At 75.7% G+C, this 12,213-nt stretch carries 8 protein-coding genes; 3 read left to right on the forward strand and 5 right to left on the reverse strand.

The window, feature by feature from the left end:
• The first annotated feature begins 11 nt into the window (after nt 1-11).
• Genes GA0070622_RS23595 through GA0070622_RS23605 form a run of 3 tightly spaced genes read left to right on the forward strand, consistent with a single transcriptional unit; the run spans nt 12 to nt 7,416 of the window.
• Nucleotides 12-977 (forward strand): TauD/TfdA family dioxygenase, encoded by a 966-nt coding sequence (locus tag GA0070622_RS23595; protein ID WP_176710568.1) that lies wholly within the window; start codon nt 12-14, stop codon nt 975-977.
• Complete coding sequence (locus tag GA0070622_RS23600) at nt 974-6,247, forward strand: non-ribosomal peptide synthetase (RefSeq protein ID WP_091578791.1); 5,274 nt, start codon at nt 974-976, stop codon at nt 6,245-6,247. The genes GA0070622_RS23595 and GA0070622_RS23600 overlap by 4 nt, the downstream gene beginning before the upstream one ends.
• Nucleotides 6,244-7,416, forward strand: coding sequence for a trans-sulfuration enzyme family protein (locus GA0070622_RS23605; protein ID WP_091578794.1), 1,173 nt, complete (start codon nt 6,244-6,246; stop codon nt 7,414-7,416). The genes GA0070622_RS23600 and GA0070622_RS23605 overlap by 4 nt, the downstream gene beginning before the upstream one ends.
• 4 nt (nt 7,417-7,420) lie before the next feature.
• Here the strand turns inward: GA0070622_RS23605 and GA0070622_RS23610 are convergent, their stop codons facing one another.
• The 5 genes from GA0070622_RS23610 to GA0070622_RS23630 form a co-directional block, all read right to left on the reverse strand.
• A complete protein-coding gene (locus GA0070622_RS23610; RefSeq protein ID WP_091578797.1) occupies nt 7,421-8,065 on the reverse strand; it encodes a response regulator in 645 nt (214 codons plus the stop codon).
• Nucleotides 8,056-9,210, reverse strand: coding sequence for a sensor histidine kinase (locus GA0070622_RS23615; protein ID WP_091578799.1), 1,155 nt, complete (start codon nt 9,208-9,210; stop codon nt 8,056-8,058). The genes GA0070622_RS23610 and GA0070622_RS23615 overlap by 10 nt, the downstream gene beginning before the upstream one ends.
• Nucleotides 9,211-9,244: 34 nt before the next feature.
• Nucleotides 9,245-10,015, reverse strand: a complete 771-nt coding sequence (locus GA0070622_RS23620; RefSeq protein ID WP_091578801.1) for a DedA family protein — start codon at nt 10,013-10,015, stop codon at nt 9,245-9,247.
• A gap of 100 nt (nt 10,016-10,115) precedes the next feature.
• The gene (locus GA0070622_RS23625) at nt 10,116-11,555 is read right to left on the reverse strand and encodes a cryptochrome/photolyase family protein (protein WP_091578803.1); all 1,440 of its coding nucleotides are present in this window, start codon (nt 11,553-11,555) and stop codon (nt 10,116-10,118) included.
• Between the two features lie 53 nt (nt 11,556-11,608).
• The gene (locus GA0070622_RS23630) at nt 11,609-12,184 is read right to left on the reverse strand and encodes a winged helix-turn-helix domain-containing protein (RefSeq protein ID WP_091578805.1); all 576 of its coding nucleotides are present in this window, start codon (nt 12,182-12,184) and stop codon (nt 11,609-11,611) included.
• Between the last annotated feature and the right edge of the window lie 29 nt (nt 12,185-12,213).

The following is a 12,213-nucleotide window of genomic DNA, read 5'->3' on the forward strand; positions in this document are numbered from 1 at the left end:
TCTCCGCACCGGTGACCCGGCGCACGCTCGGCGCTGACGACTTCGTGCTGCTGGTCGAGGCCGCCGTGCCCGACCTCGACCTGGCCGGCTGGCTCGCCGGGCGGCGGGCCGAGCTGCTGGCCGACCTGGACCGGCACGCGGCGGTGTTCTTCCGCGGGTTCGACGTGCACAGCGCCGACGACTTCGGACGCGCGGCCCGGGAGATCGGCCCGGAGCTGCTGGGCTACCTGGAGCGCGCCGCGCCCCGGCACGAGGTGGCGGACAAGGTGTTCACCTCGACCGAGTTCAACGCCGCCCAGTGGATCCCGCTGCACCACGAGATGTCGTACTCGCACAACTGGCCGACGCACCTGTTCTTCTACTGCGCGCAGCCGGCCACCGGCGACGGCGGCGCGACCCCGCTGGCCGCCGAGCGGGTGATCACCCCGCTGATCCCGGCCGAGGTGCGGGAGCGGTTCGGCCGCGACGGCGTCCGCTACGTACGCAACTACGGGCCGCACCTGGACCTGCCCTGGCAGGAGGCGTTCCAGACCACCGACCGGGCGGAGGTGGAGGCGTACTGCGCCGCCTCGGCGACGGAGTTCACCTGGCTGGGCTCCGACGGGCTGCGGACCGTGGCGCGCCGGCAGGCGACGGCGACGCACCCGCGTACCGGGGAGACGGTGTGGTTCAACCACGCCCACCTGTTCCACGTCTCGAACATGCCGCCCGAGGTGGCCGGCGCGCTGCTGCGCGAGTACGGCCCGGAGGGGCTGCCCCGCAACGCCTACCACGGCGACGGCGAGCCGATCGCCGACGAGGTGGTCACCGGCATCCGCGAGCTGTACCGGCGGCACGCCCTCTCCGTGCCCTGGCGGCGCGGCGACGTGCTGGTGGTGGACAACTTCCTGGCCACCCACGGCCGGGAACCCTTCACCGGCGACCGGCAGATCCTGGTCGCCATGTCCGACCTCTACGTGAACCGGAGTGTGCTGTGAACGGATACCGTCTGTCCCCGGTCCAGCGGCTGGCCTGGTCCGGCAAGCAGGACCTGGTCCGGGCGCGGGTCCAGCTGGACCGGCCGCTCGACCCGGCCCGGTTGCAGGCCGCCGTCGACACGGTGGTGGCCCGGCACGAGGCGCTGCGGCTGACCCTGGTGCACCACCCCGGGCTGCGGGTGCCGTTGCAGGACGTGGACGACGACCGCGCGGTCACGGTCGGCGCGCAGGGCGAGCTGTCGGTCACCCTCACCGACGACGCGTTGGAGTTGGCCGCCACCCCGCTGATCGCCGACCCGGCCGGCCTGCGCCTGGTCCTGGCCGACCTGGCCCGCGCCTACGCCGGTGACCTGCCGCCGGCCGATGAGGAGGCGTTGCAGTTCCTCGACGTCACCGAGTGGCAGGTGGAGGAGCGGGAGGCGGCCCCGGCCGCCGCGCCGGGCGCGCCGGCCGCGCGGCTGGTCGAGCCGCACGGGGACGACCCGGGCGCCACGGTCACCGCGACGCTGCCCGCCGCCGAGCTGGCCGAGGTCGCCCGCGTCGCGGACGCACCCGTCGGCACGGTGCTGCTCGCCGCCTGGGCGCTCGCGGTGGCCCGGCGGGCCGAGGCGCCCGACGGGGCCGAGGAGGCGGACCTGGTGCTGGCCCGCTGGCACGACGGCCGGCACGCCGAGGGCACCGCCGGCGTGGTCGGCCCGCTGGGCGGCTACGGACCGCTGCGACTGGCCCTGCCGCTGCCGGCGGAACCGGCCGCGCTGCTGGCCGCCGTCCGCGCCGCCGAGACGGTCGCCGATGAGACGTTCCACCTGGTCGACCCGGTCGACGAGAGCACCGGCGCGGTCGCCGGGTTCGCGCTGGAACCGGCCGTCGCGCCGGCCGTGGTGGCCGGGCTGGGCGGCACCTCGGCGGACGTGCCCGTCCCGCCGGCGCCGGCCGGGCCGCGGCTCACCGTGCGCACCGGCGGCGACGAGGTGACACTGCGGGTGACCGGGGGGCGGTGGCTGCTCGACTCGGTGGTGGCGGTGCTGCGCAGCCTGCCGGCCGCGTTGGCCGGCGACGCCCCGCTCGCCGTGCTCGGCGCCGGGGAGGCCGGGTGGCTGGCCGAGGCCGGCGGCACGGTGGGCGCGACGCCGGGGCGTACCCTCGTCGACCTGATCGACGCGGGCCTGGCCGGGATGGACCGGGGCGCCACGGCGGTGTCGGCGGCCGACGGCGCGTACCCGGTCGAGGAGCTGGACCGCCGCGCCGCGCGGGTGGCCGCGGCGCTGGCCGCGCGCGGCCTGGCCGGCGCGCCGGTGGGCGTGCTCGCCGCCCGCTCCCGGGACACGGTGGTGGCGTTCCTCGGCGTGCTGCGTGCCGGCGCGGTGTTCGTGCCGCTCGACCCGGACGCCCCGGCGCCGCGCCTGGCCGCGCAGCTGCGCGCGGTCGGCGCCGACTGCGTGGTCGGCGTCGGCGGCCCGGCGACGGTGTCCGTCGCGGAGCTGGTCGCCGCCGGCGGCGCGACGCCCGCGACCGCGCCGGCCCCGACCGACCCGGCGTACGTCATCTTCACCTCCGGCTCCACCGGCACGCCCCGCCCGGTGCGGGTGTCGCACGCCGCCGCCGCGCACCTGGCCGGCGCGCTGGAGGCGACCGTGTACGCGGGCAGCCCGCCGGGCCTGCGGGTGGCGGTGAACGCGCCGCTGACGTTCGACGCCTCGGTGAAACAGCTGGTGCAGCTCGCCCACGGCCGCTCCCTCCACCTGGTGCCCGACGACGTGCGCCGCGACGGCGCGGCGCTCGCCGGGGCGCTCGCCGAGCACCGGGTGGACGTGCTCGACCTGACCCCCTCCCAGCTGCGCATCCTGCTCGCCGGCGCGGGCGACGCCCGGCTGCCCGGGCTGCTGCTGCTCGGCGGCGAGGCGGTCCCGGAGGACCTGTGGTCGGCGGTGGCGACACTGCCCGGCGTGCGCGCGGTCAACCTGTACGGCCCGACCGAGTGCACGGTGGACACCACCGTCGCGGAGATCCACGCGGACGAGCCGCCGACGATCGGCCGGCCGCTGCCCGGCGTCGCGGTCCGGGTGCTGGACGAGCGGCTGCGCCCGGTCCCGCCCGGGGTGGCCGGTGAACTGTGCGTGGCCGGTCCGCAGCTGGCCGAGGGATACCCGGGCGACCCGGAGGCGACCGCCCGCCGGTTCGTCGCGCTGCCGCTGCCCGACGGCGGCGCCGAGCGGGTCTACCGCACCGGCGACCGGGTCCGCTTCGACGCCGAGCGGCGGCTGCGCTACCTGGGCCGGCTCGACGACCAGGTGAAGATCCACGGCTTCCGGGTGGAGCCGGGCGAGGTCGCCGCCGTGCTGCGTGAGCACCCGGGGGTGGCCGACGCCGCCGTGGTCGCCCGCGACGACGACGGGTACGGCGACCGGCTGGTCGCCTACGTCCGGCCGCGGTCCGGGTCCGCCCCGCTCGACCTCGGGCGGGTGACCGGGATCAACCCGCACGAGACCCGCTACCTGTACGACGAGATCTTCGTCCAGCGGGTCTACCTGCGCGACGGGATCACGCTGCGCCCCGGCGCGACGGTGCTCGACGTGGGCGCGAACATCGGCATGTTCTCGCTCTTCGTGCACCAGGTCTGTCCGGACGCGACGATCCACGCGTTCGAGCCGGTGCCGGCCGTGGCCGACGCGTTGCGCCGCAACGTCGCCGAGTTCGGCGTGCCGGCCACGGTGCACGCCCACGGGCTGTCCCGGGCCGACGGCGAGGTCTCCTTCACCTACTACCCGGGCTACTCGATGATGTCCGGGCACGCCGCGTACGCCGACCCGGACGCCGAGATCAGCGTGATCAAGCGGTACCTGGCCAACGAGCGCGACGCCGGCGCCGGTGAGCGGGACGTGCTGCTCGACCGGGCCGACGAGCTGCTCGCCGAGCGGTTCGCCGGCCGGGAGCTGACCGTGCCGGTCCGGCCGCTGTCGGCCGTCCTGGACGAGCTGGCCCCGCACCGGATCGACCTGCTGAAGATCGACGTGCAGCGGGCCGAGGCGGACGTGCTCGCCGGGCTGGACGACCGGCACTGGCCGCTGGTCGCGCAGGTCGCCATGGAGGTGCACGACGCGCCCGGCACCGCGACCGCCGGCCGGCTGGCCGAGCTGGTGGCGCTGCTGGAGGCGCGCGGGTTCACCGTGGTCACCCGGCAGGACGACCTGCTCGCCGGCACCGACCGGCACACCCTGCACGCGGTCCGCCGCGAGTACGCCGCCGCGTCGGAGGGGACGCCCGCCGCCGACGCCGGGCCGGCGCCCACCGTCCAGGAGTGGCTCGCGCAGCGGCTGCCGGCGCACCTGGTGCCGGCCGCCGTGGTGGTGCTCGAGGAGCTGCCGCTGACCCGCAACGGCAAGCTCGACCGGGCGGCGCTGCCCGCGCCCCGGGTGGAACGGCCGGCCGACGACCCGGCGACGGCCCCGGCCAACCGGGCCGAGGAGATCCTGGTCGAGGCGTGGCGTGAGGTGCTCGGCGTGGCGTCGTTCGGCGTCACCGACAGCTTCTTCGCGCTCGGCGGCGACTCCATCCGCAGCATCCAGATGCAGGTCGCGGCGCAGAAACGCGGGTTGTCGTTCCAGCTCAACGACATCTTCACCCACCAGACGATCCGGGAACTGGTCGCCCACGGCCGGATCACGCTGGACGGCCTCGTGCCCGAGCCGGCCGCCCGGATCTCCCTCGTCGGCACGGCCGACAGATTTGCGCTCGTCGGCGTGGCCGACCGGGAGTTGCTGCCGGACGGGCTGGTGGACGCGTATCCGATGACCGCGCTCCAGCTCGGCATGGTCTACCACGGCGAGTTGACCGGTGACCCCGCCGTCTACCACAACGTCACCGCGCACGAGGTGGCCGCGCCGCTGGACCCGGCGGCGCTGCGCCGCGCGCTGACCGTCCTGGTCGACGCCCACCCGGTGCTGCGCACCGGCTTCGCGCTCGGCGCGTACGCCGAACCGCTGCAACTCGTGCACGAGCGGGTGCCGGTCGACCTGCCGGTGACCGACCTGTCCGGCCTGGACCCGCAGGCCCGCCGCGACCGGATCGACGCGCTGGTCGCCGAGGAACGTCTCCGCCCGTTCGATCTCACCCGGCCGCCGCTGCTGCGGCTGCACGCGCTGCGCGCCGACGGGGACACGTTCACGCTGCTGGTCGCCGAGCACCACGCCGTCCTCGACGGCTGGAGCCTGCACCTGTTCATCACCGACCTGCTCGGCGCGTACGACCGGGAGCGGGCCGGCACACCGGCCGCCGCCGATCCGGGTCTGCCGTTCCGGGAGTACGTGACGGCCGAGCGGGCGGCCCTGGCCGACCCGGCGACCCGGCGGTTCTGGCGTGACGGCGCCGGCGCCGCGCCGCCGTTGCTGGTCGGCAGGGCGCAGCCGAGGACCACCACCACCCAGCGGGTGCCGCTGCGGGCCGGCACCACCGAGCGGGTGGCCGAGGTGGCCCGGGACGCCGGGGTGCCGGTCAAGTCCTGGCTGTTCGCCCTGCACCTGCGCCTGCTCGGCGAGCTGGCCGGCCGGGACGACGTGGTCAGCGGCCTGGTGGTCGGCGGCCGACCCGAGGGGGAGGGCAGCGACGCCACGCTCGGGCTGTTCCTCAACACGCTGCCGGTGCGGGTCGCGCTGGGCACCCGGTCGGTGGCCGAGCTGGCCGCCGCGGCGTGGCGGGCCGAGCGGGAACTGATGGGCCACCACCGCTTCCCGCTGGCCGAGATCGTCCGGGCCGGCGGCGCGGGCCCGCGCTTCGACCACTTCTTCAACTGGACGCACTTCCCGGCGCGACCGGCCGGTGCCGGCAGTCGCATCGTGGACAGCCGGGGCGTCACCGTGGACGTGGCGTTCAGCCTCGCCGTCGACGCCGAGCTGGACGCCGGTCGCCTCGGGCTGATGATCCAGTACGACCACCGGCACGTGCCGGCCGAGCGGGTGGACGCGCTTGCCGACGGCTTCCGCCGGCTGCTGGCCGCCGACCCGGCCGCGCCCCTGCCGGCGGTGGCGTCCCCGGCGGCCGGCGGGGACGCGCGGCAGCGGTGGGCGGACCGGGTGGCGGCGGCCTGGCAGGAGGTGCTCGGCGCCGCGCCGCGTGACCCGGCGACCGACTTCGTCACCGCCGGCGGCGACTCGCTGCGCGCGCTGCGTCTGGTCACCGTCCTGCGACAGCGCCACGGCAGTGACCTGACGCTGCCCGAGTTCACCGCGCTGGGCAGCTACCGGGCGCTGGTCGACCGGGTGGCCCGCGGATGACCGGGTTCGGCACGATCGCGGTGCACGGTGACGACGGCCTGGTTCCGGGCGGGTCGGTGGCCCCGCCGATCGTGCAGAGCGCGACGTTCAGCGCCGAGTCCGACGAGCGGTTCACCGAGATCGCCACCGAGGCGCGGGGCAGCGCGTTCTACACCCGCTACGGCAACCCCAACCACGCCCAGGTGGCCGCCGTGGTCGCCGAGCTGGAGGGCGCGGAGACCGGGTTGGTCACCGCGTCCGGGATGGGCGCGATCAGCACGGTCGCGCTGGCCCTGCTCGCGGCCGGCGACCACGTGGTGGTGCAGCGCAGCACCTACGGCGGCACCACCTCGCTGGCCACCGGCCTGCTGGCCCGCTTCGGCGTCACGTGCACGTCTGTCGACCAGACGGACGCGGACGCGTTCGCCCGGGCGCTGCGGCCGCAGACCCGGCTGGTGCTGGTGGAGACGCCGAGCAACCCGCTGCTGGAGCTGACCGACCTGGCCGCCGTGGTGGCGACCGCGCACGCCGCCGGCGCGCTGGTGGTGGTGGACAACACGTTCGCCACCCCGGTCAACCAGCGTCCGCTGGACGCCGGGGCGGACCTGGTGTGGCACAGCGGCACCAAGTTCCTCGGCGGGCACTCCGACGTGTCCGCCGGGGTGGTGGTCGGCGGCGCGGAGCTGATCGAGCGCGTGTGGCGCACGGCGATCGTCACCGGCGCCACGCTCGGCCCGGTCGACGCCTGGCTGCTGCTGCGCGGCCTGCGCACGCTGGCGCTGCGGGTGCAACGGCACAACGCCAACGCGCTCGCGCTGGCCGGGGCGCTGGAGGGTCACCCGGCGGTGGCCCGGGTCCGCTATCCGGGGCTGCCCTCGCACCCCCAGCACACGCTGGCCCGCCGGCAGATGACCGGCTTCGGCGGGGTGCTCGGCGTCGAGCTGGCGGCCGGGCGGGCCGGCGCGGCGGCGCTGCTGGCCGGGCTGCGCCTGGGCAAGCGGGCGGCCAGCCTCGGCAGCGTCAGCACGCTCGTGGTGCACCCGCGCTCGATGTGGGCCGGCATCGTGGACGCCGAGCAGCTCGCCGCCGCCGGCATCGGCGCGGGCCTGGTCCGCGTCTCCACCGGCATCGAGGACACCGACGACCTGGTGGCCGACTTCCGGACCGCGTTGGAGGGGGTGCCGGCCTGACGGCTCAGGAGCCCAGATACCGCAGGATCGCCAGCACCCGGCGGCTGTACCCGGTGGCGTCGGAGAGGTCGAGCTTGTCGAAGATGGCGTTGACGTGCTTCTCCACCGCGCTCTGCGAGACGTGCAGCCGCTGGGCGACGGCGGCGTTGGTGTGGCCCTGCGCCATGTGGTGCAACACGTCGCGTTCTCGTAGGGTGAGACGGCTGAGCGGATCGGTGCGGCTCGTGCCCGACATGAGCTGCCGCACCACTTCCGGATCGAGCGCGGTGGCGCCGGCGGCGACCCGGTCGAGCGCGTCGAGGAAGTCCTCGACCTGGGCGACGCGGTCCTTCAACACGTACCCGACGCCCTCGGAGCGGTCGGCGAGCAACTGGGCGGCGTAGCGCTTCTCGACGTACTGGGACAGGACCAGCACCGCGACGGTGGGGAACTCGCGGCGGATCTCCAGCGCGGCCCGCAACCCGTCGTCGCTGTTGGTGGGCGGCATCCGCACATCGGTGACCACCACCTCGGGACGGTGCCGCGCGACGGCGGCGACCAGGTGGTCGGCGTCGCCCACCGCGGCCACCACCTCGTGCCCCTCGTCGACCAGCAACCGGGTGAGCCCGTCGCGGAGCAGCGTCGAGTCCTCGGCCAGGACTATCCGCACGGGAGCGTCGCCCGGATCGTGGTCGGACCGCCCGGCGGACTGGACACGTCGAGGTTGCCGTCGAGAGCCGCGGCCCGCCGGGCGAGGCCACGCAGCCCGCTGCCGGCGGGATCGGCCCCGCCCCGGCCGTCGTCACGGACCCACATGTCCACTCCCCCGTCCCCGGCCCTGATCTCGATGTCGATCACGGTAGCGCCGGCGTGCTTCGCCGCGTTGGTGATCGCCTCGCAGGCGATGAAGTAGAGCACGGCCTCGACCGGACGCGGCGGGCGGTCGGGCAGTGCGTGGCTGATCCGCACCGGGATCGGCGTGCGCCGGGCCACCATGGTCAGCACCTCGTCCAGCGGGCTGTGGTCGAGCGCCGACGGGTAGACCTGCCAGGCCACCTCCCGCAGCTCGTCGAGGGCCCACTGCACGTCGGCGTGCGCCTGGTCCAGCAGGGCCCGCGCCCGGTCCGGGTCGCGGCTGCGTCGCGCGCGACCCAGGAGCATGCCGAGCGCGACGAGACGCTGCTGCACGCCGTCGTGCAGGTCCCGCTCGATCCGCCGGCGCTCCGCGTCGACCGCCGCCATGACGCCGGCCCGGCTCTCGGTCAGCTCGTCGATCCGGCGCCGCAGCGCGTCTTCGCCGTCGGGCTCCAGCATGCGCCGCGCGAGATGCCGGTCCAGCGCGCCGACGCTGGCGACCGCCTGGAGGTTCACCAGGAGCAGGCCCGCCCCGATCACGAGTTGCAGCAGCAGATCGGGCACGGCGACGCCGCCGGTCACGACGGCACGGAGGAGGACGGCCGCGAGCACCACGCCCACGGCCAGCACCCCGACGGTGAGCGCGCCGAGCAGGCCCGGCACGACCCGCAGCGCGAGGTAGCCGACGGCCCGCCGGCCGGTGGCGCGCAACGGGGCGGGCGCCGGACGGTTCGCGGCCCAGGCCAGCCGCCGCCGCTCCCACCGGGCGGCCACCGGGGCGTACCGGAGGACGGCGGCGAGGACGCGGCGGCGCAGCGCCGGGGCCGGCACGGTCAGGGTCAGCAGCAGGCCGGACGCGACCAGGATCGCCATCTCGACGGCGGCGGTGACGACACCGGCGACGACGCCGGCCACGGGCCGCGCCCACCGGCCGATCCGCACGCCTCCGGTCACCACCATCCGCCCCTCCCCGCCGGCCTGCCGGTGCCGCCGCTCAGCGATCCTCCCCCAGGTGACCCCGGCTGCGGTACACGGTGCCGGATCGCACCGGCAGGCCCGGTCCGCCACGCGGAGTCGGATCACCGGCGACCTCCGCGGCGACCGGACGTCGCCGCTGCCGGAGCAGCCCGGCCACCACGAGCGCGCCGAGCACGAGCACGCAGACGACGATGACGACGTTCTGGAACGCCCCCGCCCATTCCTCGACCACGTGCCAGTTGGCGCCGAGCTGGTAGCCGGCGAGCACGAACACGGTGTTCCAGACGAGGCTGCCGAGCGTGGTGTAGAGCAGGAACCTGCCGATCGGCATCCGTTCCACGCCGGCCGGAACGGAGATCAGGCTCCGGAAGATCGGGATCATGCGCCCGAAGAAGACGGTCGCCGTGCCGTGCCGGGCGAACCACGCCTCGGTCCGGTCGAGGTCGCTGAGCTTGACCAGCGGGAGTCGCCGGACGATGGCCCGTACCCGGTCCCGGCCGAGCACCACGCCGACCTGGTAGAGGACCACCGCGCCGACCACGGAGCCGAGCGTGGTCCAGGCGATCGCGGCGACCAGGCTCATCCGACCCTGGCTGGCGGCGAAGCCGGCCAACGGCAGGATCACCTCGCTCGGGATCGGCGGGAACAGGTTCTCCAGCGCCACCGCCAGCCCGGCGCCGGGAGCGCCGAGGCGCTCGACCAGGTCGGCCGCGAATCCGGCCAGGCCGCCGGTGTCACCGGGCGTCGGCGCGGCGGCGGAGGTCGTGAGGTGCCATGAATCGATCATGTCCCGACGCTATGGCCGCGGCGGGGCGCGGACCATGAGGGTGAACGCACGCCTGAGCGGGTCGACCGGAGCGCAGCCCTGGGGTTTTCCGCACCCCCGGTCAGGGTGCCTCGTCGCCGCGTTTCTCCTCCTGCGCCAGCACCGCGTCGCGGCGCTGCGGGTCGGTGCGCTCGGCCAGCGCGGCGGCGAGGCGCGGGTCGGCGGAGAGCCGCTCCCGGTTGCGGTGCAGGAACGTGTCGAACCCGGCGGTGTACGGGCAGGCGTCGTCGCCGAGCGCCACCGCCGGCTCGTACCGGCAGCCGCCGCAGTAGTCGCTGATCCGGTCGACGTGCGCGCCGTCGAACGCCCAGGGGTGGGTGTCGATGCGGGCCAGGTCGGCGTACTGGCTCATGCCGATGACGGTGGCGTTCATGACCCAGTCGGCGCCGTCGACGAAGCTGCGCTGGAACCAGTCGGCCAGGTCGGCGGGGCGCCAGCCGCGTTGCAGGCCGTAGTTGCCGAGCACGGTCAGCCGTGCGGTCTGACTCGCCCAGCCGGTGTCGCGGACGCCGGCCAGCACGTCGGCCAGGCAGCGCGCCTCCACCGCGTCGGCGTCGAGGCGGTCGAACCAGTCCGGCAGCGGCCGGGTGGCGGCGAGCCAGCCGACGCCGCGGAAGCGCGGCGCGAAGTACCAGTAGAGCTGCCACAGGAACTCGCGCCACCCGAACAGGCCACGGACGAACCGGTGCACCGCCGCGGGCGGCGCCGTGCCGTCCCGGCCGGCGCGCTCGGCGGCCCGGATCGCCGGCGCCGGGTCGAGCAGCCCGAGGTTGAACGAGGACGACAGCACGCTGGACGCGAGGCGGCCGTCGCCGTCGACGAGCAGGCAGTCGGTGTCGGCGTACGCGGGCAGCCGGTGGTCGAGGAAGTGCGTGAGCCGGGCCCGCGCCTCGGCGTGCGTGGCCGGGTGGCGGCGCGGCGCGTCCCGGCCGACGAACCGGATCCCCTCCGCCTCCCACCGGTCCAGGTCACGGCGGACCTGCGCGTCGATGTCGTCCTCGACGATCGCCGGCGGTGGCGGCACGTCGGTCGGTGGCCGCCGGCGGGGCCGGCGCGCCGGGACCGGCAGGTCGCGCAGCAGGTCGTGGCGGTTCAGCGCGTACCGGTAGAAGTCGGCCATCCGCAGCTGGCCGCGCCGCCGGTCGGCCCAGGCCGCGAAGTCGGCACGGTCGGTGACGAACCCGCGCGGCGGGAGCACGGTCAACCCGTCGACGGTACGGGCGAACGCCAGCGCCGCCCGCGACGCCGGGTGCACCACCTCGACCGGCTCGCCCAGGCCGGCGAGCGCCTCCCGGAACGTGTCGGCGCGTACCAGCCGGGCCCGGTCGCCGAGTTCGGCGGCGCGATGTCGCAGCGTGGACAGGATCAGGTGCGCCTTCTGGCGGTGCAGCCGCCGGTGGGCGAACAGCGACCGGGTCTCCACCAGCAGGACGCGTTGCGCGTCGTCGTCGAGGAAGTGGGGACCCACCTGGTCCGCCAGAAGCCAGCGCCAGCGTGACATGTCCGGGAGATGCCCCTTTCGGACTCGACGAATCGTGCGGACGGAATCGCGGGTCAGTCGCCCCGGACCGGAGGGCGGCGGTGATCGGTCAACCGTAGGCCGACGCCGCGTACCGCGACGACGGTGACCCCGGTGCCCAACCCGTCGAGCTTGCGGCGCAGCCGCTTGACCAGGGACTGCACGTCGGCCCGGCGCTGCGTCGCCGCGTCGTGCCAGACCGCGCGGTGCAGCTCGGCGTAGCTCCACACCCGCACCGGCTCGGCGGTCAGGCAGGTCAGCAGGTCCCGCTCCAGCCGGGTGAGCGCGACCTCCCGGTCACCCCACCGGGCGGTGGACCGGGCGACGTCGATCACCAACGCGCGGTCGGGCGCGGACTCCCGGGCGTCGGTTGAGGGCCCCGCCCCATCCGGGAGCGTCAACGGTGGACCCCGCCGGACACCCTCACCGGGATTGATCAACTCGCGCAGCTCGTCCAGGTCGGCGACGATCAGCAACGGCGCGACGCCGTCCAGCAGCTCGGTGAGCCGCAACCGTTCCGCCGGTGACGGCGTGACGCCGATGACCAGCGAGAAGGGACGCTCCGCCGGGTCGGCGCCGGCGGTCGTCGCGCTCGTGTCGTCAGTCGTCACCGCACCCCACCGTGACAGTCACTGTCAAC

The organism is Micromonospora sediminicola (genome assembly GCF_900089585.1).
Lineage (GTDB): Bacteria > Actinomycetota > Actinomycetes > Mycobacteriales > Micromonosporaceae > Micromonospora > Micromonospora sediminicola.

What these genes read in the sequence shown, in the direction of transcription:
- GA0070622_RS23620 (WP_091578801.1), bottom strand. Translation starts at nt 10,015, where the DNA reads ATGATCGATTCATGGCACCTCACGACCTCCGCCGCCGCGCCGACGCCC.
- GA0070622_RS23625 (WP_091578803.1), bottom strand. Translation starts at nt 11,555, where the DNA reads ATGTCACGCTGGCGCTGGCTTCTGGCGGACCAGGTGGGTCCCCACTTC.
- GA0070622_RS23615 (WP_091578799.1), bottom strand. Translation starts at nt 9,210, where the DNA reads ATGGTGGTGACCGGAGGCGTGCGGATCGGCCGGTGGGCGCGGCCCGTG.
- GA0070622_RS23605 (WP_091578794.1), top strand. Translation starts at nt 6,244, where the DNA reads ATGACCGGGTTCGGCACGATCGCGGTGCACGGTGACGACGGCCTGGTT.